This window comes from Microcella sp. (assembly GCF_051860105.1).
Taxonomy (GTDB): domain Bacteria; phylum Actinomycetota; class Actinomycetes; order Actinomycetales; family Microbacteriaceae; genus Microcella.
Genome location: NZ_JBHYEO010000009.1, coordinates 68553 through 89711, shown reverse-complemented (window position 1 = coordinate 89711; position 21159 = coordinate 68553). Strand labels below are relative to the sequence as shown.

Sequence of the window (21159 nt, the reverse complement as noted above, 5' to 3'; positions counted from 1 at the left end):
ATTCCGAAGTTGTGGAAGCGGGGCCGACTTGCGCGCGGCTCCCCTTCCGAAGTTGTGGAAGCGGATCAGTAGGTGGCGCGGCCGCCGCTGATGTCGTAGACGGCGCCGGTCGAGAAGCTCACCCGGTCGGAGGTGAGCCACGCGATGAGCTCGGCGACCTCGTCGGGCCGGCCGACGCGCTTCATGGGGATGAGGTCGGTGATGTACTGCAGCACCGCCGGATCGGTCTTCGCGTTCATCGGGGTGTCGATCACGGCCGGTGCGATGACGTTGACGAGCACGCCCGTCTGCGCGAGTTCTTTGCCCACCGACTTCGTGAGCGCGATCACGGCCCCCTTGGTCGCCGAGTAGGCGGCGAGGTTGGGGTTTCCGTCCTTCCCCGCCATCGAGGCGAGGTTGACGATGCGCCCCCAGCCACGCGCCACCATGCCGGGCGCGAAGGCGCGGATCGTAGCGACCGTGCCCAGCAGGTTCACGTCGATCGTGCGTCGCCACTCGTCGGCCGTCGTCTCGATGAGCGGCTTGTTGGGCCCGACGATGCCGGCGCAGTTGACGAGGATGTCGACGGGGCCGATCGCCGCGGCGAGAGCCTGCACGGCCGCGTCGTCGGCGATGTCGACCTGGTGGTCGGCCGCCGACGAGAGATCGACGGTGATGACCTCGATGCCGTCGGCGCGCAGCCGCTCGGCCGCCGACGCCCCGAGCCCGCTCGCGCCCCCCGTGATGAGAGCCCGCCGTGCGGCGCTCACGACGAGACCGCCGCACGGTCGAACGTGACCCGGAAGTCGCTGATGTACACGTGCTCCTCCGGCGTCATGTCTTTGAAGAACAGCCGCGCCTCACGACCCAGGCGCAGGCAGGTGCGCTTCGCGGCGAGATCCTCCGGCGAGTCGGTCGGCTGCAGCGAGGGGTACCAGAGCGTGTGGCCGGGGCGGTGCACGATGCGCACGGGCGTCGACCACTGCTGCGCGTTGTCGCCCTCGCCGAGATCGCGGTGCGGGTTGATCGACACAAAGAGGCTGTCGCCCACCCAGAAGCTGCCGTCGACGCGGCCGAGCAGCATGACCCAGGCTTCGAGGTGCTCGTTCCAGCTGACCGAGGGGCCCCAGTAGTACTGCTCGTCGCCCTGCGAGACGGCGCCCCCGCCCTCCGAGAACGGGATGCGCAGGCTCGCGATCGGCTGCCCGACGCCGTCCCACGGCGCATCGAAGGCCGTGCCGCTCCAGCGCCGCGCGGCGCCCGTGGGCGCGTCGAGCGCGGCGAGCGGCACGCGGGCCACGCTCACGCACTGCGCCGCGGCCTCGGTCTCGCGCGACCACGTGTCGGCATCCCACGATTCGGGGTAGGCGTACTCGCCGAAGAAGACGTACAAGAACTCGCCCGAGGCGACCGCGCTCGGGTCGCCGACCCCGCCGGGGAAGCAGTTGTTGCGGTTGACCGGCAGGCGGATCATCCGCTCGTCGCGGTCTTCGAGCAGGATGCCGTGGTTCGCCCAGCTCTCGCCGCCATCCGTCGACTTCATGATGCCGATGCGCGGCACCGCCTGCACCGACTCGGGGCCCGTGAGCCCGGGCGGCCAGTCGTCGGCCCGCAGCCCCTCCCCCGTCTCGGGGTCGAAGGGCAGCGTCTCGGGGTAGTTCTCGTTGTGGTACAGCGCGTAGAGCGTGCGGCCGGAGGCGTCGGAGGGGTCTTGGTAGACCGTCTCGAACCACACGGCCCCGTGCAGTCCGGGCTCGCCGGGCGGGGTGTTGGGCGGCATCGTCGGCTCGACGAACTCCTCCGGCCGACGCGAGAAGGCCTCGGCGACGGTTGCGCCGTCGGCGTGCTTGAGCTCGTTCGCCTGGCCCCAGACGGGGTCTTCTCCGTACTTGCCGGGGAAGATGCGGAAGCGGTCGCCGACCCAGGCGGTCGCCATGTTGCAGTCGACGAAGCTGCCGAAGGTGAAGCGCTCGGTCGGCTCGAGCGTCACGGTGATGCCGTCGACGCCGGTGGCGATGACGGTCGGCTCGATGCGGCTGGTCTCGGTCATGAGGCTCCTCGGTGTGACGAAATACTGAATCGGATGCTCCCGCGCACGTCGCGCGCGGCGAGCCGGTACTGCGGCAGAACGCCGGGTCCGCAGGCGCCCGTGCCGACCCCGTGCTGGGCCAGGTCGAGCACGACGTGCGTGCGGCCGTCGCCGCGCAGCAGGTGGTCGTGGGTCGTGGCGGCCAGCGTCTCGGTCGACCACGGTCGCACGGTGAGAGCGAACGGGTCGGTCGATGACACCTCGAGAGCGCCGGAACCGGCACCGTCGAGCCGTGCCCAGCGCACGCCCGCGCGGGCGCCTGACTCCTGAGGGCGCACCGTGCGCTCGAGCATGCCGTCGAGCGAGCGGGCGAACCAGCCGACGTGCGCCGCCTGGCCCGTGTCGGGGTAGGCCGGGCCGGGGCCGCGGCCGAACCACCGCACCTCGTCGACGAGGCCGGGCAGGGCGAACGAGATGCCCGCGCGGGCCCACCGCAGGTCAACGCCCTCCGGCACGTGCGGGGTCACGTCGAGGCTGAGGCGCAACGCTGCGGCCTCGACCGTGTAGACCCAGGTGGCCGTGAGGCTCCAGTCGACCGCGGCCGCACCGATGTGCGTCACGACCTCGACGCGCTCGGGCGTGCGCGTGTGCGACACGAGGCGTGAGCGCAGGCGGTCGAGGCCGAGGGACGTCCAGCGCTCGGCATCCGAGGGCGCACCGCCCGTGTCCCAGCCCGCACCGCGATCGTTGTCGATGGGCGCGCGCCACAGTTCGAGGCGCCAGTCTTCGACGGGCTGCGAACCGAACGCGGTGACCGCGCCGGTTGCGTCATCGATCACCAGGTCGCTGAGCGACAGGATGCTCGCCGCCGGCAGCTCGACCGGCCGAACATCCGCGGCTCCCGTCGTCACGACCTGCGCTCGCGCGACGACCCAGCCGCGCGGAGCCCACGCCGTGTCGTCGGACTCGAACGCCTCGACGGTCACCACCACACCGGGCGTGCGCACGTGCTCGAGCAGCGGCGGCGGCAGGGGAATCTCGACCGAGCTGCGGGGCGGCACCGGCTGGTGACCGAACACGCCGGCGCGGGCCTGCGTCACGCCATCGGGGTCGAGCCCGTCAGCGTCGACCGACGACTCGGCCGAGGCGACCCGCCAACTCAGCTGGTATCGCGAGGTGTCGGTGTGGTCGAGACGGCTGCGCACGCGCAGAACTCCGGCCTCCGCATCCAGATCGAGCACGACCGGCGAGAAGACGGCCGCGAGGTCGGCGAGCTGCGCGCGCGGGGTGCGGTCGGCGGCGAGGAGTCCGTCGATGACGAAGTTGCCGTCGTGCACGGGCTCGCCGAAGTCGCCGCCGTAGAAGGTGCCGGTACGGCCGTCGGGAAGCGGGCGGTGGATGCCGTGCTCGAGCCACTCCCACACGAACCCGCCCATGATGCGCGGGTAGCGGTCGAACAGCTCTTGGTATTCGCTCATGCCGCCGGGGCCTGTGCCCATGGCGTGCACGTACTCGCACAGCACGAACGGCATGCCCGTACGCCGTTCGTGCAGCGCCTCGGCGTCGTCGTCGGGGCCGAGCGTCACCCAGGGGTCGTCGCCGAGCGGCGGCTCAAGGCCCTGGCCGATGAGCTCGACGTCGGCGTGCGAGGCATACATGCGGCTCCACACGTCGACGTCGATGCTCGCCTGGTCCCCTTCGTAGTGCAGCGGCCGCGTGGCGTCGCGCCCGCGGATCTCGTCGGCCATCGGGGCCAGGTTGCGCCCCACCCCGGCCTCGTTGCCGAGCGACCACATGATGATCGAGGCGTGGTTCTTGTCGCGCTCGACCATGCGGGCGGCGCGGTCGCGCAGCGCCTCCTCCCACAGCGGTTCGTCGGTCGGGTTCTCGCGCCAGCCGACGTCGCCGAAGCCGTGCGTCTCGAGGTCGCACTCGTCGATCACCCAGAAGCCGAGCTCGTCGGCGAGTTCGAGCATGTCGGGGTGCGGCGGGTAGTGCGAGGTGCGGATGGCGTTGATGTTGTGCTGCTTCATGAGGTGCAGGTCGCGCACGAGGGTCTCGGTGGGCACGGCGCGCCCGAAATCGGGGTGGTGCTCGTGCCGGTTGACGCCGCGCAGCTGCACGGGCGCGCCGTTGACGGTGAAGACGCCGTCGACGATGGCGATCGAGCGGAACCCGATGCGCACGTGCACGGTCTCGCCCGTCTCAGGGTGATCGCCGGTGCTGACCCACAGCGTGTAGAGCTGGGGGTCTTCGGCCGACCACGGCCGGGCATCCGGAACAGCGACCTCGATGCCGGGGGTCACCGCCAGCCCCAGCTCGACGATCTCGACCGAGATCGGGGCGCCGGATGCCGCGCGCACGTCGACGCGCAGCGTCGCCCCCGCGTGCCCCCAGGCGGCGACCGCGTGCACATCGTCGATGGCGAGCTCGGGCCGCTCGCGCAGGGTGACGGAGCGGATGATGCCGGGGTTCCACCACTCGTCCTGGTCTTCGAGGTAGGACGCGGCGCTGTAGGTGTGCACGCGCACGACGAGCACGTTGTCGGCCGCGAGCAGCTCGCCGACCTCGAACACGGTCGGCAGCCGGCTGCCGCGCGTCGAGCCGACGAACACGCCGTTGAGCCAGACATCGCCGGCACCTTCGACGCCCTCGAACCGCAGGTGCGCGCGCTCGGGAACGGTCTCGAGCGCGAACCGCAGGCGGTGATCGCCGACCGGGTTCGCGTCGGGCGGGAAGGGCGGGTCGACCGGGAAGGGGTACTTGACGTTCGTGTAGGCGGGCGCGCCGTGCGGCCCCCCGACGGTCGCGTCGTGCACGGGCATCGTGAAGCTCGAGGGCACCGCGATCGTGCCCCACGCGCTGTCATCGAAGTCGGGATGCTCCACACCGGCCTCCGCCGCCCTCGCGCTCGGCGCCCACCGGAACCGCCACAGCCCGTCGAGACTCAGCACGCGCGCGTCGGTGTCGAGAGTGGATGCGGGGGGCAGGCTGCCCGGCGCCGGGCGCGGGTCGTCGAGGGGGTGAGGTGCGAGCGGCCGAGAACCCGTCATCGCGCGCTCACCCCGCCGAACCGAACGGTGCGCAGCTGGAACGGCCGGAAGGGCAGCTCGATGCTCGCTCCCGCGGCGGAGGGCTCAGCGGCCAGCTCACGCTCGAGCAGGTCGGTCGAGACGATCGCGGCGGCCGTGCCGTCGAGGGTCAGCACGGTGCGCGCCCGCCCGCCGCGCGACTCGTAGAGGCGCACGACGAGGTCGCCCGAGCCGTCTTCCGCGAGCTTGACGGTCTCGACGACGACGGCGGGGTCGCTGCTCGTGACGATCGGCGCGATGGGGGCATCCGCCCTCACCGCCCGCAGCGGAGTCGCGAGGTCGTAGCCGAGCGCGACGGCGTCGCCGATCGTTGCCCCCGGCGCGATGCGGAACCGCAGGAGGTGCTCGCCCTGGTCGCTCTCGGGGTCGGGGAAGAGCGGGGCGCGCAGCAGCGAGAACCGCACGGTCGTCGTGGTGCCGCCGTCGGGGCGCGTGTCGCGGCCGACGTCGTAGCCGTAGGTCGAGTCGTTGACGATCGCGACACCATAGCCGGGCTCGGCGAGGTGCACGAAGCGGTGCTGGCAGGCTTCGAAGCGCGCGGCATCCCAGCTCGTGTTGGTGTGGGTGGGGCGGGAGAGGTGGCCGAACTGGGTCTCGGCCGCGATCTGCTCGGCGTGCACGTCGAGCGGCACGGCGAGCTTGAGGATCTTCTCGCGCTCGCGCCAGTCGATGCGGTTCTCGATCTCGAGCGCGGTGGCCCCCGCGCGCAGGATCAGTCGCTGCTCGATGGTGCTCTGCTGACCACCCGACGCCCCGATGCGGCGCACGGTGATGACGGCCGCCTCGTCGACGGTCGCGCGCACGCGCCGCTCGTCGACGTCGAGCAGCTCGGTGACGGTGCGCTGGTAGTGCTGGTCGAGATCCCACGCGTCCCACAGGTTGGGCAAGTCGCGGTGCAGGCGCAGCACATTGGCGGGGGCGCCGGGTGCGATCGCCTCGCGACCGTCGGCGTGCGCGACGAGCGAGATCACGTGACCGCGAGCATCCACGACCGCGCGGACGATGCCGTTGTCGAGCACCGTCGCGCCGTCGGGGGCCTCGCTGGCGGTGACCTCCGGATGCTGCGCGGCGAGTACCGCCGCGCCCAGAGCCGGCACGCCCGCGCGCGCGAACGGTCCGGCGTTGACGACGAGGTCGACTGCCGCGTCGCCCGGTGTTCCGGCGATCGCCGCGAGCGAGGCCTCGATGATCGCCTCGAGCGTCGCCGTCACGGCCGCGTGGCGCTGCTCGGCTTCGCGGTGCACCCAGGCGATCGAGCTGCCGGGCAGGATGTCGTGGAACTGCAGCAGCAGCACGGTGTGCCAGGCCTGCTCGAGCTCGGCGGCCGGGTAGGGCAGACCCGTGCGCAGCGCGGCCGTCGCGGCCCACAGCTCGGCCTGCCGCAGCAGGGCCTCGTTGCGGCGGTTGCCCTGCTTGGTGCGCAGTTGCGAGGTGAAGACGCCGCGGTGCAGCTCGAGGTACATCTCGCCGCGCCAGACGGGAGCGTCGGGGTATTCGGCCTGCGCCTCGGTGAAGAACTGCGCCGAGGTTCCGATGACGACGGTGGGCGAGCCTTCGAGGTCTTCGGTGCGGCGCGCGGCGGCAACCATCTCGCGGGTCGGCCCGCCCCCGCCGTCGCCCCAGCCGAAGGGCACGAGCGAGATGCTCGCGCGGCCCTTCTCTGAGAAGTTGCGCTCGGCGTGCGCGAGCTCCTTGCCTGAGAGCTCGCTGATGTAGGTGTCGACAGGAGGGAAGTGCGTGAAGACGCGCGTGCCGTCGATACCCTCCCACCAGAAGGTGTGGTGCGGCATGCGGTTGAACTGGTTCCACGAGATCTTCTGCGTCAAGAACCAGCGCGAGCCCGCGGCGGCGACGATCTGCGGCAGGGCGGCCGAGTAGCCGAACGAGTCGGGCAGCCAGGCCTCTTCGCACTCCACCCCGAACTCGTCGAGGAAGAAGCGCTTGCCCGCGATGAACTGCCGCGCCATGGCCTCGCCGCCGGGCATGTTCGTGTCGCTCTCGACCCACATGCCGCCGACGGGCGAGAACTGGCCGGCGGCGACCTTCTCGCGGATGCGGTCGAAGACCGGCGGGTGGTGGTCTTTCATCCATCGGTACTGCTGGGCGCTCGAGCACGAGAAGACGAAGTCGGGGTACTCGTCCATGAGCGACATGGCGTTCGTGAAGGTGCGGGCGCACTTGCGCACGGTCTCGCGCAGCGGCCACAGCCACGCCGAGTCGATGTGCGCGTGGCCGGTGGCGAGCACGCGGTGCGCGCTCGCGTGGGCGGGCTTGGCGAGCATGCCGGCGATCACGGCGCGGCCGTCGGCCGCGGTGGTCGGGATGCCCTCGGGGTCGAGCACGTCGAGCATGTCTTCCAGCGCGCGAAGGATCTCGTGACGCCGTGACGAGCCGTCAGGCAGTTCGGCCATGAGGCCGCGCAGGGTCCAGATGTCTTGCAGCAGCTCCCACACGGTGTCGTCGCGCAGCGCGACCTCGAGCTGCTTCAGCGCGTAGAGCGGCTCCTCGGGCGCCGTCTCCCACTGGCCGTACGGCGTCGGGTCGAAGGTGTACTCCCCCGCGACGTCGGGGTTCGCGGCGGCCTCGATGAGCACATCGATGGCCGCCTCGCCGGGCGCGACGGGCAGCCAGGAGTTGAGCGGCGAGATCGCCTTGATGAGCGTGCCGTCGGGCCGGTAGGCGAGGCCTTCGGCCTGGAACCCCGAGCGCGAGCGGTTGTAGCCGAAGTCGACGAGCACTTCGATGCGCGTGCCCTCGGGCGGCTGCGGCAGCCACTCGGCGGGCACCTCGCCCGTGACGCGCAGCCACACGGTCGACCACGCGCGGCCCCAGCGCCAGCCGAGCGGCACGGGCTCGAACGACTGCTGCAGGGCGGTCTCGAAGGGCACGGGCTCACGCTCGACCTGCCAGGCGGTCGCGGCGAGCGGGCGGGCATCCCGGTAGAGCGCCGGCGTCAGGTGATCGCGCACGAAGCGATCGAGGCGGGCTTCGACGAGGGAGTGGTCGTTGTGCATGCGAACTCTCTGGAAGGGGGGTGGTCAGGAGGTGGAGGGGGTCAGGAGGCGGGTGCGATCAGCAGCAGCCACGAGGTGACGCCGTCGTCGCCGAGCGGCACGAGCCCCTCCTCGAGCAGCTCGATGCCCGAGGTGCGGCGCACGTCGTGGTTGCGGAGAACAGAGTCGGCGAGGTCAGTGACGGTGTAGGTGGTGTCGGGCTCGAGCCCGCGCGGTCGCAGCGCGGTGGGCCGCGCGCCGCCCTCGAGCACGAAGGCGGCGACGAGCACGCGGCCGTCAGGGTGGCTGAGCTGGATGCTCGGCGCCCGCTGCCCGAACCCGCCCCGCTCGGGGCTCTCGGTGAGGGGCTGCAGCACGCCGTCGCGAACGAAGGGTTCGAGTTCGCGCTGGAAGAGGTCGACGTGCACGCGCAGGCGCTCGAGCAGCGCGGGCCGCAGCTCGGGCAGCCGCAGGCTCACGCCGAAGCGGTGCAGCATCGCCGCGCGCAGGGTGGTGTCGAAGTCGTCGGCGCTGAGGGTCGCCCACTCGAGTCGCGACGGCGGGTAGTCGCCGCGCCACTGCGACCACGACCAGTGCAGGATGCCGATGGGCGGCAGCAGGTGCCGCACGCCCCACAGCACCTGCAGGTGGTGCTCGGTGTAGTCGGGGTCGCTCAAGAAGAAGCCGTGCACGTGGCGGGCGAGGCCGAGGTCGATGCGCAGCCCGCCCGACGAGCACGATTCGAGCAGCAGGTCGGGGTGCCGCTCGCGCACCGCGTCGAGCACGGCGTAGAGGCCCTCGTAGTGCCGCAGCAGCCCGTCGCCTGCGCCATGGCCGTGATCGGTGCGCGTGCAGCCCGCGTCGGGGTCGATGTTGAAGTCGAGCTTGATCCACCGCGCACCCGTCGTCGTGATGAGGGTGCTCATCGACTCGAGCACGTGGTCGCGACCGGCGGGCGAGCCCAGGCACACGTAGCCCAAGAAGGTCGGGTCGTCGGGGTCGAGCGATTCGGTCTGCACGCGGTACGAGGGGTCGGCGCGGCGGCCCTCGACCGAGTGCGCCATCGCGTCGGGGCGTGCGGCCCTCAGCAGCGAGTGCGCGCCGACGGCCTCGGCCTCGATCCACATGCCCGGCAGCACCCCGGCGTCGCGGATGCTCTGCCCGAGCGCGGCGAGGCCCGAGGGGAACCGCGCCGTGTTGACGCTCGCCCAGTCGCCGCGCTGCTCCTGCCAGTAGCTCGTGGGATCGGCCGCGCCGAACCATCCCGCATCGACCGTCGCGATCTCGATGCCGACCTCGTGCGCGACGCGCGCGTTCTCCGCGATGACGCGCTCGTCGACCTCCTGGTCTTCATACGGCCACCAGTGGTTCCACTCGACGGGCAGCCCGTCGGTGAACGGGGTGCGCGGCAGCCAGTCGGCGGCGACGGCGCGTTGCAGGGCCACGCTGGCCGCATCCAGCGTCTCGGCGATCGTCAGCACCACGCTGGGGGCCGTCACGGTCTCGCCCGGTGCGAGCTCGACGAAGAACTGCCACGGCGAGATGCCCGCGGTGATGTGCCCGCCGGCCATGGCGTGGATGTGCCAGTTGCCGCTGTAGGCGGGCGCGATCGTGAGGGCGGCCGGCGGCTCGCCCGCGCCCGGCTGGGTGCCCGAGCCGCCGCGCTCGAGGCCGAGCCACGGGATCTGGCCGTGCGAGCTGCGCCCCGAGCGGCTCTCGAGCACGAGGTGGTGGCCCGCGTGGCCGTGCAGGGGGCGGAACTCGTCGCCCCACGCGCTGTGGAAGCCGTGCGTGCGCCAGGCGGGGCCGGCGTCGAGTGCGAGCGGGTCCATGCGCGTGATGGTCACGGGATGCTCGCCGTCGTTGCGCAGCGTGAGCGCGAACTCCCACACGGGCTGGCCCGCGATGCGGCGCGCGCTCCACGCGGCGTGCAGGGTCGTGCCCTCGAGCGCGCCGTCGATCGTCAAGTGCTCGGCGTCGCCCGCGATGCGCGGCGCGACCCAGTGGTCGACGGGCCGCCGGTCGACCTCCACGAGAAGCGGGGGTGCGTCGCTGAGAATGGTGTCGGCGAGGGCGACGATGAGCCGCCCGCCGTCGTCGGGGCGGGCGCGCAACGTTGCGTCGGTCATCCTGAGGTCCTCACCTGTAGGCTTTACATCATACCTAAAGGGCGCTGCTTCGCGGCACCCCGCTGCCGCTCCTCTCGTCGAAAGAATCCGCCCGTGGCATCCTCCCCCTCCGCCGGCCCGGCGACCACCCCCGCCTCTCCCGATGCCCCGCTGCGCGTCGGCGTCGTCGGCCTCGGCATGGGCTCGGTGCACCTCGAGGCCTTCACTGCCATGCCCGATGTCGAGGTCGTCGCCCTCGCCGGCAAAGAAGAGGCGCGGCTCGCCGAGCTCGGCGCACAGTACGGCGTGGCGCACCTGTTCCCCGACTGGCAGCACCTCGTGGCGCTGCCCGAGCTCGACGCCGTCAGCATCGCCACCCCGAACGCACTGCACCACCCCATCGCGATCGCCGCGCTCACCGCGGGCAAGCACGTGTTCTGCGAGAAGCCCATCGCCATCGACACCGCGCACGCGCGCGAGATGGTGCAGGCGGCGCGCGACAACGACCGCGTGCTCGAGGTGGCCTTCAACCACCGGCGCCGCGCCGACGTGCAATACGCCAAGCGCTACCTCGACGAGGTCGGCATCGGCCGGGTCTACCACGCGCGCGCCTCGTGGAAGCGGCGCGCGGGCATTCCGGGCCTGCGCTCGTGGTTCACCAACAAGGCCATGGCGGGCGGCGGCGCCCTCATCGACCTCGGCCCGCACGTGCTCGACTCGCTGCTCTTCCTGCTCGGCGAACCGCGCGTCGTCGCGGTGAGCGCCGTGACGCACGGCGAACTCGGCCGCGCCGGGTACGGGGCGATGGATCGCGCCGAGCAGATGCTCAGCGACACCGGCGCCTTCGAGGTGGAGGACCTCGCGAGCGCGCTGTTCCGGCTCGACGACGGCTCGAGTGTCGCCTTCGAGATCAGCTGGGCCGGTCACACGGTCGACGACGAAGACATCGCGATCGAGCTGCTCGGCGTCGACGGCGGCGTGCGGCTCTTCGTGCCCCGGTATGCGAGCGATGGCACCCTGCGCATCTTCCGCTACGTGGCCGGCGCACCCGTGACGATCGAGCCCGAGGTGCACGTGCCGGGCGGCGAGCATCCGCTGGTCATCCGCGAGTTCGTCGACGCCGTTCGGGGCGGCGACTGGGATGCCCACCGCGGCGATTTCGCCCTGCATCGCACCGCGGTGCTCGACGCCTGCTACCGCTCGGCCGCCGAAGGCCGCGAGATTCGACTGGAGCCCTGATGACCACTGCGCCCCTGATGAACACCGCCCCCCTGCGCGTGACCGTGTGGAACGAGAACCGGCACGAGAACTACCCCGATTCGCTCACCGCCCAGCTGTATCCGACGGGGATGCACGGCGCGATCGCCGCGGGGCTCACCTCGCTGCTCGGCGACGCTGTCGAGGTGCGCACCGCCACGCTCGACGAGCCCGAGCACGGCCTGCCGCCGTCGGTCGTCGACTCGACCGACGTGCTGCTGTGGTGGGGCCACGAGGCGCACCCCGAGGTCGATGACGCAGTGGTCGACCGCCTCTACGACGCCGTGCTCGGCGGCTTGGGGCTAATCGTGCTGCACTCGGGGCACTACTCGAAGATCTTCAAGAAGCTCATGGGCACGAGCTGCTCGCTGCGCTGGCGCAACGACGGCGACCGCGAAGTGGTGTGGACGGTCGACCCCACCCACCCGATCGCGCAGGGCGTGCCCGACCCGCTCGTCATCGAGGCGCAGGAGATGTACGGCGAGTTCTTCGACATCCCCACGCCGGAAGAGCTCATCTTCATCTCGTCGTTCTCGGGTGGCGAGGTCTTCCGCTCGGGTGCGACGTGGACCCGCGGCCACGGGCGGGTGTTCTACTTCTCGCCGGGCGACCAGGAGTACCCGGTCTACCACGACCCGAGCATCCACCGCGTGCTCGCCAACGGCGTGCAGTGGGCCGCGCCCACACGTCGGGGCCCCGCCCTCGACGCGACGTTCCACCCGCGCGGCTGGTTCGACACCGCGCGTTAGCACCATTGGGCTCCCGGTGCGGCGGACAGATACCGGCCTCAGGGAGGTACGACTGCGCTCAACCCGATTAACCCCCGCTCAGAGATGTGCAGTGTCGATTCCAAGCCACAGGCAGCCACCGGGTTCTGGGGCACCACGGAACCAGGGACAGGTCAAGTTTGAGACCCTTCACAAGAGTGCCGCAGCCGCGGCATGATCAAACCGAAATACTCCACGAAACCCGGGGCAGGTCAGGTCCGCGAAGGAGTAGCCCAGAACATGGTCCGGAACGCCGTTGACCGACAGCGTCGCCTGCGTCAGCCGCGCGGCAGCATCGAACTGGTAGGCCCTGCGATACGCCGTGTCACCATTCTGCGGGTCACGATCGGTGAGGGTGACGGTGGTCGCATTCACCCGGTCTAGACGTAGTGCTCGTTGCCAGCTAGCTCGATGGTGAACGACTCGAACACCCTGGAAGTGTCGGAAAGCAGCAACGAGGCGCCTGACTGCAGAGTGAGTTTCAAGAGGATCTCGTCCCACTCCACCAGCTCGACTGTTTCGCCGACGAGAGTCGGCAGGCTGCTTTTGTCTAGCGCCCGGACAGTCTCTTCATCACCGCTGCGAAGCTTCAGTATCGCCGCGTCTTGAATGGTCACGGCGAGTCGATCGCTGAAGGCAATTCGAACGGTGGTTTCTGAGAAGCAGACAGCTTCGACTGATCGGCCCTCAAACACAGCCCAATCGAGCTGCCCTTTGAACCCGTACATGTCAGAATCCCTCTGGGAGCGGAATGTGGGTTTCCGGACGAGTGCCAGGCCGCATTGTTGAAGGATTTATCGCTTGCCAACCACCCTGGTTCATCGGTTTCTCCAACTTCCAGTAGCCATTCGGATAGTTCGGCGTCGCGGGCATGATTCTCACCCTCCACCCCGACGGTACCTGCTCGATCGGGCTTTGCGGGAGGTGGGTTGGGTTCTCGAATTTGGGGCTCGACCTCGGCCCCTTGGTTTGTGTAGAACCCCCGGCGACCGTGGTGGCCGATGAAGGCGCTGAGCGAACTGTCGACGACTGCGATCCGTTGCGTTGCGCCTGTCCCGCCAGTCTCGACGACGCAGCCCAAGCGCCACCGCCATACTCAGCTCTCAGCCACGACGGTGCTGAGAATCCGCCAGTGCCACCGCTGCACAAGTTAGACCTAGCAGATGGTGGCGACTTGCAGAGTCCTGAAAGATCGAGCAAGTTGATCGGATCCGTCGGATACACATACGAGTTATCCACCCCACCCTCGACCGGATCAACACTCAGGAACCGCCCGAGGGCCGGCACATACACGCGTGCCCCCATCTGCACGACTGACCTGCCCTGGGTTTCTCGGACACCTAGCATCGGGATGAGCCCGAGGAATGGAGTCCATTATGGCCAGGAAGGACGCGTATCCGCGTGAGTTCAAGGAGCGTGCGGTTGCCTTGTATCGCTCCAGCGGCAGGTCGATGGAGAGCATCGCGAAAGAGCTCGGGATCTCTGCCACGTCGCTGACGAACTGGAACCGGCAAGCAGCGATCGATGCCGGCGAGATGCCCGGCATCGCCACCGATGACCGCGCCGAGGTGGTGCGACTTCGGCGGGATATTCGACGGTTGGAGTTGGAGAACGAGATCCTGAAGAAAGCGGCTGCGTATTTCGCGAAGGAGAACGTCCTCCCAAAAGGACTTACCGACTGATCGCGCAACTGCATCAGCAGGATCCCGCAAGGTTCCGGATCCGCGTGCTCTGTCGGGTGCTGAAGGTCTCCCCGTCCGGGTTCTATGACTGGGCGAAGCGTGGTCCGTCGCCTCGAGCGGTCGCTGATCGTGAGTTGCTGGCCACCATCGAAGATATTCACGTTATGGCTCGTGGAACCTACGGAGCGCGCCGCGTGCATGCCGAGCTCACCTTGGGGCGCAGCGTGACGGTCGGCCGGGGTCGGGTTGAGCGTTTGATGCGGCAGGAAGGGTTGCAGGGCGTGCATCGGCGTCGTTTCCGCCATGGCGGGCACCGCCAGCCGGCCGTGTTTGACGATCACGTGCAACGCGTGTTCGTCGCCGACGCACCTGACCGGCTCTGGGTGACTGACATTACCCAGCACCGCACCGGCGAAGGCTGGGTCTATTGCGCGGCCGTCATCGACGTGTTTTCCCGTCGCTGCGTGGGCTGGTCGATCCGGACCATTTGCGCACCGAGCTGATCGTGGATGCGCTGGATATGGCCAGGTGGCGACGCAAGCCCGTCGGCACGATCGTCCACTCCGATCGCGGCGCGCAGTTCACCTCGTGGCTGTTCGGCTCTCGTCTTCGTCAGGCGGGCCTGATGGGGTCGATGGGGAAAGTTGCCTCGGCGTATGACAACGCGTTGATGGAGTCGTTCTTCGGCTCGATGCAGATCGAGCTGCTGGACCGCCGTCACTGGGTCAGCCGAGCGGAGCTTGGGCAGGCGATCTTTGAGTGGATCGAGGGGTTCTACAACCCGACCAGACGACACTCAGCGTTGGGGTATCGCAGCCCGATCGAGTTCGAGAGCCTTCACAAGCAGCTCGAGAAGGCGGCATGATCAAGCACTAAAGAACTGTCCGAGAAACCCAGGGCAGGTCAGACCGTGTAGCCACCCGCGGAGAACTCAGCAACTCGACCCGATGCTGACCCCGCGAAGCTCGGCGACATGGGGTGCGGATCCACGACCCAACGACCGTCCTCGAAGCGCGCCGAAGTCTCGATCTCAACGAACTCGCCGTCAACCTCGATGTTCTGCGGCACGTCGGCGATGACCGTCACCATTCCACCGTCAGGCTTCTCGTACGTCGTTGAGAACTCATCCCGATCGGCAACGGGCAGTTGCTCCACCCCGAGAGACTCGATGTCTTGCTGGGTCTGCGTACGCGGACCTCCGCCCTTCTCCACCGGCACTTCGGCCAGGAGCACCGGAGCAGAAATCTCGAAGTCGCCCACGGGCATGCTAGGCAGCGGCGCTTCGTACTCGGGGGCGTCAACGACGGGCGCCTGGCGCTCGGAGTCGAGCAGCACATCGACCTGCTCTACTGGTGCAGCAATAGCAATCGACTCGGTGCCGGGCATAACGGAAAGGCCGACAACGAGGGCGAACCCTGTGGCAATCGCAATTGACGTCGAGAACTGTGGCAAAGCGACCATGCGACGACTCCGTGCTCAAGAGGGGTGGAAACACCGGCGAGCACCTGACGTGAGCGTCGATCACTCCGAACTCTAAGAAGATTCAGGGAAGGCGCGCTGTCGGCACTTTGGAGGACACGGGAGCCGCAATCGCCCTTTGGTCAGGCGCGGTAGTCGACGCGCAGCACAGGCTCGCGAGGCCGGACGCTCGGGCAGCCCGGCCCCGCGAGAGACGGTGCGACCTAGCGGCTGACGCCGACCTGCAGGCCCTGCATGATGTACTTCGACGCGAAGGCCAGCAGGATCAGCGGCACGGAGGCCGTGATGAACAGGCCCGCCGAGACGAGCGGCTGGTCGGTCAGGAAGCGCTCGCCGATGCTCGCGAGCTGCGGGGTGAGCAGGCGCATCGACTGCTCTGGAATCAGGATGACCGCGAAGATCAGCTCGTTCCACGCACCCAAGAACTGCAGCACCGCGAGCGTCGCGAGGCCGCTCGAGCCCATCGGGAAGATGATCGACCACATGATGCGGAAGAAGCCCGCGCCGTCGATGCGTGCCGCCTCGATGACCTCGTCGGGGATGCCGCGGAACGAGAGCGTCAGGAAGAACGTCGCGAACGGCAGGCCGGTCGCCACGTAGACGAGGATCAGGCCGGCGTAGCTGCCGACCAGTTCGAGCCGCGCGAGCATGAGGTAGATCGGGATGATCAGCACGGGCCCGGGCAGCAGCATGACCGACACGAACGTGGCCGTGATGTACTTCTGCCCCGGCACCGGCAGCTTCGCGAGCGCGTAGCCCGCGAGCGAGGCGAGCACGAGGATGATGCTCACCGACACCGTGCCGACGAAGAGGCTGTTGAGGAACGCCTGGCCGATGCCGTAGTTGGCGGCGAGATTGACGTAGTTCTCGAAGGTCCAGACCCCCGGTAGCCCGAACGGGTCTTGCAGGTAGTCGCTGTTGGGCCTCAGCGACGTCAAGATGACGAAGTAGAGCGGATAGATGATCGTTGCGGCGACCGCGACGAGCGCGATGAAGATGACGATCTGACCCCGGCCCGCCGAGATGCGCTTGCTGATGACGACGTCTTCTTCAGCCATGATCAGTCCTCCTCCCCGAGCCTGAACACCCTGTTCTGAATCAGGGTGAGGATGCCGATGAAGAGGAAGAGGATGACCGCGAGCGCCGCACCCGAACCGAGGTTGGTGCTCGAGAACGCGCGCAAGAACACGAGGTAGTCGATCGTCGTGGTGTCGAAGCCCGGGCCACCCGCCGTCATCACGTAGATGAACCCGAACAACGATGCGAACGTGTAGATCACGTTGATGATGAACACGAAGCCCAGCACGCGACGGATGTTCGGCAGCGTGATGTACCAGAGGCGCTTCCACCAGCCGGCGCCATCGATGGCCGCAGCCTCGAACACGGCGGGGTTGATCGCAGTCAGGCCGGCGAGCAGCAGCAGCGACTGGTAGCCGAACCCGGCCCAGACGAGCGCGAGGATGATGATCGCGATCGCGGTCGTGCCGTTGGTGAAGAACTGGATGGGCTCGACACCGAAGAGGCCGAGCGCCTGGTTGACGCCACCGTAGAAGCCGAAGGCGTTGCGGAACATGATGCCGATGACCGCCACCGAGAGCACGTTCGGCAGGAAGAAGATGACGCGGAAGTACTTCCAGCCCCGCACCCGCTCGAAGAGCAGCACCGAGACGATGAGCGCCGCGAAGATGACGAGGGGCACCGAGATGAGGAACGTCAGGTTGTTGAGGAAGACCTGACGCACGATCGGGTCGTTGAACAGGGCGATGTAGTTCTCGAACCATCGCCATTCGAACGTCAGGCCGTTGGTGCGGGTGAACGAGATGAAGAGAGCGAAAGCGACGGGGAAGGCCATGAAGCCGACCACGACGAGGAAGGCCGGAAGCACCGCGAGCAGACCGATGATGCGGTCACGCCGGCGGATGCCTCCGGGCTTGCGGGGGGCGGGGGCCCCGCCCGTGGGCGCCGCCGAAGCGGCGCCCACGCGCGAGGTCAGAGCTGCTGAGGTCACTGGTTCGCGATCTCAGCTTCGTACGACGCCTTGAGCTGCGCGACCGCGTCTTCCGGCGTGATGTTGCCGATGAAGACACCGGCGTTCACGCGGTAGAACAGGTCGATCGTGGCCTGCGGCATGACGCTGTCGAAGGCGAACGTGACGCCGTCGGTCGCCTCGGCGAGCTGCTCGAACTGCTGACGCAGCAGCGGGTTCTCGATCTTCGACGCGTCGCCGTCGACGTGGTTCGAGCCCTGCGTCTGGTAGAGCTCGACGAACACGTCCTGGTTCTCCGCCTGAGCGAGGAACGTCAGGAACTCAGCGGCGAGCTCCTTGTTCTCCGAGTACTCCGTGATCGACAGCGCGATCTCCGGGCCACCCGCACCCATTGCCGGGAAGTCGGAGCCCTCGAGCGTCGGGATGAAGAACGAGCTCACGCCGTCTTCGCCGAAGGCGTCGAGCATGTTGTTGTTCTCCCAGCTACCGACGAGGTAGTAGGCGCTGCTGCCGTTGACGAAGCCCGCGGTCGACTCGCCGTTCGACACCTGGCCGGCGTCGGGGTTGGTGAGTCCGCTCGCGCCCCACTCGGCGAACGCCTCGTAGGCGCGCACCATGGCCGGGTCGTCGACCGGGATCTCGCCGGCGTACATCTGGGTGAAGACCGACTCGCCGAGCTGACCGCCGACGAGCGCCGAGATCATCCACGCACCGACATAGCCCTCGAGGTTCGCGACCCACATGCCGTTCTTGTCGGTGTTGTCGACGACCTGCTGGCCGTTGGCAAGGAACTCCTCCCACGTCGTGGGCGGATCGGCAGGATCGAGCCCCGCCTCTTCGAGCACGGCGTGGTTCTGGAAGACCGTGAAGAGGTTGCCCGCACCGTACGGCATGCCGAGCAGGCGGCCGTCGGCCGAGAAGCCCTCACGGTTCACGTTGACACCGGCGAGGTTGTCGAGAACCTCGGGGGCGATGAGCTCATCGAGGTCGGTGAAGAAGTCACCGAACGAGATCGTCGGGCCGCCCGCGTACTGCACACGGATGTCGGGGCCGTTGCCGGCGATCGATGCGGCCTGGAACTGGGCGGCGGCCGAGCTGATGTCGCCACCCTGCTGAACGACCTCGATGTCCACACCGGGGTTGGCCTCCTCGAACGCGACCGCCATCTGGTCGAGGAACGAGTTCTCGAGATCCGGTTCCCCGCTCTCGAGGGTGCGGCCGAGAATGCCGGTGTCCCAGACCAGGAGGGTCTGGTCGCCCTCGGCAGCGGTGTCGGTCGGCGCGCACGCGGCGAGACCGGCAACCAGGCCGACGGTCGCGACGATTGCCGCTACCTTTCGTGTCTTCATTGCTGTGTCCTTCCAATCGGAGCACACGGTCGGGTGGCCCCGGCCGCTTCGGGAATCGCGCGCACACGCACGGCACGTCGCCGGGCCGTGGATGGTGCGGCGAGCTTCGGGCGGGCGAGGTGGCCCGCCGAAGGGCGAGAGGGGCGAAGGCGGGAGGCACGCAGGCGAGCGCCGGCGGCAGCCGGGGGGCTCTGGAGCATCTGCGACATCATCGTCCCGTTTCTTCGCAACACGGCTGGAGCCGCGGCGTTGAGTCATTACATCATACCTAGACGCGCCTCGCGCAAGGCCGTATGCGAAATTGTTACCGTGCCGATGCCGATTCGCGGGTGTAACGTATGATGTAACGGTGCATCGCGCGGTGGCGGTCACGGGTGAGAGCCCGATTCCCCCGCGCGGGGAGCACGCATCACCCCTCCATCATCGCGAAGGCGGCACACGGCACATGAATATCGACTCCGTCGACTTCTTCTACGCATCGATGCCCGAGGTCACCCTCGAGGCCGACGGCAGTCAGGATGCCCTCCTTGTCCGAGTGGTCGCTGATGGCCACGTCGGCTGGGGCGAGTGCGAGGCATCGCCGCTGACCTCCATCGCCGCGTTCGTGACCCCGCGCTCTCACGGCGTGTGCCAGCCGGTGTCGGCATCCGTCATCGGCGAACGGCTCGACGGCCCCGACGACATCCACCGCATCGCGCGCCTCGTCGGCCGCAACAGCATGGACCTCCTGCAAGCCGGCCACACCTGGTCGGGCATCGAGATCGCGCTGTGGGATCTGCTCGGCAAGGTGCGCGACGAGCCCGTGTGGCGACTGCTCGGCTACAGCCAGAACCACGCGAAGCTGCCCTACGCCTCGATGCTCATGGGTGACACCCCGCAAGAGACGCTCGATCGCGCCCGCCTCGCCCGCAGCAACGGGTTCCGCGCCGTCAAGTTCGGCTGGGGCAGCTACGGCACCGGCACGGCCGCCGCCGACGCCGACCACGTGGCCGCCGCCCGCGAAGGCCTCGGCGACGACGCCCAGCTGCTCATCGATGCCGGCCAGATCTGGGGCGACGACGTCGACGCGGCGATCGCCCGCCTCGACGCGCTCGAGCAGGCGCACGCCACCTGGCTCGAAGAGCCCTTCGTGCCGCACGCCTTCGTCGCGCACGCCGCCCTCGCCTCGCGCACCCGCACGGTCGGCATCGCCGGCGGCGAAGGCGCCCACACCGTGCACATGGCCACGAACCTCATCGACTACGGCGGCGTGCGGTTCATCCAGGTCGATGCCGCCCGCATCGGCGGCATCGGCCCCTCGAAGGCCGTCGCCGATCACGCGGTGCGCCACGGCGTCACCTACGTCAACCACACCTTCACCTCGCACCTCGCCCTCTCGGCCTCGATTCAGCCGTTCGCCGGCCTCGCCGATCACCGCATCTGCGAGTACCCCGTCGAGCCGAAGCCCGTCGCGCTCGCCATCTCGAGCAACCACATCGAGCTCGACGCCAACGGCGAAGTGCGTGCACCGGATGCCCCCGGCCTCGGCATCGAGGTCGATCTGGCGGGTCTGACGCCCTACCTGCGGCACGTCGAGATCTCGATCGATCACGAGCGGGTGTACACGAGCCCCGAGGTGCCGCATAAGGTGAGTCACGTCGTCTAGGGGCAAGGAGGGTGGCTCGTGGCAGAGATCGTTGCTGAGGTCGATCGCGGTGCTGGCTACTCCATGCGCGGGCTGCAGGGCCGGGTCATCGACGGCGTCGGCCGCCAGATCATCGGCGGCACCTACGCCCCGGGCGACTTCCTGCCGAAAGAGGCCGAGCTCACCGAGCAGTTCGGCGTCTCGCGCACCTCGGTGCGCGAGGGCATGCGTGTGCTCGCCGCGAAGGGCCTCGTCGATATCCGCCAGAAGATCGGCACGCGCGTGCGCCAGCCCGAGAACTGGAACGTCTTCGACAGCGACATCCTGCGCTGGCACACCGAGGTCGGGCGCGGCGACGAGATCATGCGCAACCTCGTCGAGGTGCGGCAGATCATGGAACCCGCGGCCGCCCGGCTCGCCGCTGGCCGGGCATCGATGGACGACCTGCGACGCATGGACGACGCTCTCGCCGGCATGGTCGCCAACGCGACCGACCGCGAAGGCTACGCGCACGCCGACGTCGAGTTCCACCTCGCCATCTACGCGGCCTCGCACAACGTGCTGCTGCGCCAGTTCGGCAGCGTCGTCGCCGACTTCATGTACGCCTCGTTCACGGTGCAGCAGGCGACCGCGGCCGACGACGAGGTCTTCCACGAAGACGCCGAGACCCACGCCGCCGTCTTCCGCGCGATCAACGGCGGCAACGGCGAGAAGGCCGCCGACGCCATGCTGCACGTCGTGCTCGACGGAAAGAACGCGCTCATCAAAGCCCTCAGCGAGCAGCGCGATGGCGCGAGCACTGCCTGACCTCTC

19 protein-coding genes are annotated in these 21159 nt (G+C 69.0%); 7 read left to right on the top strand and 12 right to left on the bottom strand.

The window, feature by feature from the left end; genetic code table 11:
• Window positions 1-65 precede the first annotated feature (65 nt).
• The 5 genes from ACTIE9_RS07165 to ACTIE9_RS07145 are packed head-to-tail and all read right to left on the bottom strand — an operon-like array spanning window position 66 to window position 10222.
• Window positions 66-749, bottom strand: coding sequence for an SDR family NAD(P)-dependent oxidoreductase (locus tag ACTIE9_RS07165; RefSeq protein WP_439564892.1), 684 nt, complete (start codon window positions 747-749; stop codon window positions 66-68).
• Window positions 746-2029, bottom strand: a complete 1284-nt coding sequence (locus tag ACTIE9_RS07160) for a hypothetical protein (RefSeq protein WP_439564891.1) — start codon at window positions 2027-2029, stop codon at window positions 746-748. Before ACTIE9_RS07160 ends, ACTIE9_RS07165 begins: the two co-directional genes overlap by 4 nt.
• Entirely contained in the window at window positions 2026-5061 is a 3036-nt protein-coding gene (locus tag ACTIE9_RS07155; RefSeq protein WP_439564890.1) for a glycoside hydrolase family 2 TIM barrel-domain containing protein, read from the bottom strand. Before ACTIE9_RS07155 ends, ACTIE9_RS07160 begins: the two co-directional genes overlap by 4 nt.
• Entirely contained in the window at window positions 5058-8114 is a 3057-nt protein-coding gene (locus tag ACTIE9_RS07150) for an alpha-mannosidase (RefSeq protein WP_439564889.1), read from the bottom strand. The genes ACTIE9_RS07155 and ACTIE9_RS07150 overlap by 4 nt, the downstream gene beginning before the upstream one ends.
• Window positions 8115-8155: 41 nt before the next feature.
• Window positions 8156-10222 (bottom strand): alpha-galactosidase, encoded by a 2067-nt coding sequence (locus tag ACTIE9_RS07145; protein WP_439564888.1) that lies wholly within the window; start codon window positions 10220-10222, stop codon window positions 8156-8158.
• Window positions 10223-10315: 93 nt separating this feature from the next.
• Between ACTIE9_RS07145 and ACTIE9_RS07140 the strand changes: the two genes are divergently transcribed.
• Window positions 10316-11440: a Gfo/Idh/MocA family protein gene (locus tag ACTIE9_RS07140; protein WP_439564887.1), complete on the top strand. Its 1125-nt coding sequence runs from the start codon at window positions 10316-10318 to the stop codon at window positions 11438-11440.
• The gene (locus ACTIE9_RS07135) at window positions 11440-12207 is read left to right on the top strand and encodes a ThuA domain-containing protein (protein WP_439564886.1); all 768 of its coding nucleotides are present in this window, start codon (window positions 11440-11442) and stop codon (window positions 12205-12207) included. Before ACTIE9_RS07140 ends, ACTIE9_RS07135 begins: the two co-directional genes overlap by 1 nt.
• 168 nt (window positions 12208-12375) lie before the next feature.
• Here ACTIE9_RS07135 and ACTIE9_RS07130 read toward each other — a convergent pair whose 3' ends face one another.
• From ACTIE9_RS07130 to ACTIE9_RS07120, 3 genes are read right to left on the bottom strand one after another with little or no spacing between them, the layout of a single operon-like run.
• On the bottom strand, window positions 12376-12600 hold the full coding sequence (locus ACTIE9_RS07130; RefSeq protein WP_439564885.1) for a hypothetical protein: 225 nt from the start codon (window positions 12598-12600) through the stop codon (window positions 12376-12378).
• Window positions 12601-12605: 5 nt separating this feature from the next.
• Window positions 12606-12953 (bottom strand): hypothetical protein, encoded by a 348-nt coding sequence (locus tag ACTIE9_RS07125; protein ID WP_439564884.1) that lies wholly within the window; start codon window positions 12951-12953, stop codon window positions 12606-12608.
• Between the two features lies 1 nt (window position 12954).
• Window positions 12955-13530, bottom strand: a complete 576-nt coding sequence (locus ACTIE9_RS07120) for an RHS repeat-associated core domain-containing protein (protein ID WP_439564915.1) — start codon at window positions 13528-13530, stop codon at window positions 12955-12957.
• A 71-nt stretch (window positions 13531-13601) separates the two neighbouring features.
• On the opposite strand from ACTIE9_RS07120, the gene ACTIE9_RS07115 reads away from it, so the two are divergent.
• The 3 genes from ACTIE9_RS07115 to ACTIE9_RS07105 are packed head-to-tail and all read left to right on the top strand — an operon-like array spanning window position 13602 to window position 14772.
• Window positions 13602-13907, top strand: coding sequence for a transposase (locus ACTIE9_RS07115; RefSeq protein ID WP_439564883.1), 306 nt, complete (start codon window positions 13602-13604; stop codon window positions 13905-13907).
• On the top strand, window positions 13904-14410 hold the full coding sequence (locus ACTIE9_RS07110) for an IS3 family transposase (RefSeq protein ID WP_439564914.1): 507 nt from the start codon (window positions 13904-13906) through the stop codon (window positions 14408-14410). Before ACTIE9_RS07115 ends, ACTIE9_RS07110 begins: the two co-directional genes overlap by 4 nt.
• Window positions 14395-14772, top strand: coding sequence for an integrase core domain-containing protein (locus ACTIE9_RS07105; protein ID WP_439564882.1), 378 nt, complete (start codon window positions 14395-14397; stop codon window positions 14770-14772). Before ACTIE9_RS07110 ends, ACTIE9_RS07105 begins: the two co-directional genes overlap by 16 nt.
• 38 nt (window positions 14773-14810) lie before the next feature.
• Here the strand turns inward: ACTIE9_RS07105 and ACTIE9_RS07100 are convergent, their stop codons facing one another.
• The 4 genes from ACTIE9_RS07100 to ACTIE9_RS07085 form a co-directional block, all read right to left on the bottom strand.
• Window positions 14811-15368: a hypothetical protein gene (locus tag ACTIE9_RS07100; RefSeq protein WP_439564881.1), complete on the bottom strand. Its 558-nt coding sequence runs from the start codon at window positions 15366-15368 to the stop codon at window positions 14811-14813.
• Window positions 15369-15589: 221 nt separating this feature from the next.
• Window positions 15590-16444 (bottom strand): carbohydrate ABC transporter permease, encoded by an 855-nt coding sequence (locus tag ACTIE9_RS07095; RefSeq protein WP_439564880.1) that lies wholly within the window; start codon window positions 16442-16444, stop codon window positions 15590-15592.
• A gap of 2 nt (window positions 16445-16446) precedes the next feature.
• Complete coding sequence (locus ACTIE9_RS07090; protein WP_439564879.1) at window positions 16447-17394, bottom strand: carbohydrate ABC transporter permease; 948 nt, start codon at window positions 17392-17394, stop codon at window positions 16447-16449.
• Window positions 17391-18722 (bottom strand): ABC transporter substrate-binding protein, encoded by a 1332-nt coding sequence (locus ACTIE9_RS07085; RefSeq protein WP_439564878.1) that lies wholly within the window; start codon window positions 18720-18722, stop codon window positions 17391-17393. The genes ACTIE9_RS07090 and ACTIE9_RS07085 overlap by 4 nt, the downstream gene beginning before the upstream one ends.
• A gap of 445 nt (window positions 18723-19167) precedes the next feature.
• Here ACTIE9_RS07085 and ACTIE9_RS07080 point away from each other — a divergent pair, with 445 nt between their 5' ends.
• Together ACTIE9_RS07080 and ACTIE9_RS07075 are read left to right on the top strand one after the other, a co-directional pair.
• Window positions 19168-20367 carry a mandelate racemase/muconate lactonizing enzyme family protein gene (locus tag ACTIE9_RS07080; protein ID WP_439564877.1) on the top strand — a complete coding sequence of 400 codons (1200 nt, stop codon included), beginning with the start codon at window positions 19168-19170 and terminating at the stop codon, window positions 20365-20367.
• 18 nt (window positions 20368-20385) lie between these two features.
• The gene (locus tag ACTIE9_RS07075) at window positions 20386-21153 is read left to right on the top strand and encodes a FadR/GntR family transcriptional regulator (protein ID WP_439564876.1); all 768 of its coding nucleotides are present in this window, start codon (window positions 20386-20388) and stop codon (window positions 21151-21153) included.
• Window positions 21154-21159: the final 6 nt, after the last annotated feature.

Bases quoted from the DNA above. Each gene is read 5' to 3' on its own strand.
- ACTIE9_RS07160 (WP_439564891.1), bottom strand. From the start codon at position 2,029: ATGACCGAGACCAGCCGCATCGAGCCGACCGTCATCGCCACCGGCGTC.
- ACTIE9_RS07155 (WP_439564890.1), bottom strand. From the start codon at position 5,061: ATGACGGGTTCTCGGCCGCTCGCACCTCACCCCCTCGACGACCCGCGC.
- ACTIE9_RS07150 (WP_439564889.1), bottom strand. From the start codon at position 8,114: ATGCACAACGACCACTCCCTCGTCGAAGCCCGCCTCGATCGCTTCGTG.
- ACTIE9_RS07145 (WP_439564888.1), bottom strand. From the start codon at position 10,222: ATGACCGACGCAACGTTGCGCGCCCGCCCCGACGACGGCGGGCGGCTC.
- ACTIE9_RS07135 (WP_439564886.1), top strand. From the start codon at position 11,440: ATGACCACTGCGCCCCTGATGAACACCGCCCCCCTGCGCGTGACCGTG.
- ACTIE9_RS07125 (WP_439564884.1), bottom strand. From the start codon at position 12,953: ATGTACGGGTTCAAAGGGCAGCTCGATTGGGCTGTGTTTGAGGGCCGA.
- ACTIE9_RS07120 (WP_439564915.1), bottom strand. From the start codon at position 13,530: ATGGGGGCACGCGTGTATGTGCCGGCCCTCGGGCGGTTCCTGAGTGTT.
- ACTIE9_RS07115 (WP_439564883.1), top strand. From the start codon at position 13,602: ATGGCCAGGAAGGACGCGTATCCGCGTGAGTTCAAGGAGCGTGCGGTT.
- ACTIE9_RS07100 (WP_439564881.1), bottom strand. From the start codon at position 15,368: ATGGTCGCTTTGCCACAGTTCTCGACGTCAATTGCGATTGCCACAGGG.
- ACTIE9_RS07095 (WP_439564880.1), bottom strand. From the start codon at position 16,444: ATGGCTGAAGAAGACGTCGTCATCAGCAAGCGCATCTCGGCGGGCCGG.
- ACTIE9_RS07085 (WP_439564878.1), bottom strand. From the start codon at position 18,722: ATGAAGACACGAAAGGTAGCGGCAATCGTCGCGACCGTCGGCCTGGTT.
- ACTIE9_RS07080 (WP_439564877.1), top strand. From the start codon at position 19,168: ATGAATATCGACTCCGTCGACTTCTTCTACGCATCGATGCCCGAGGTC.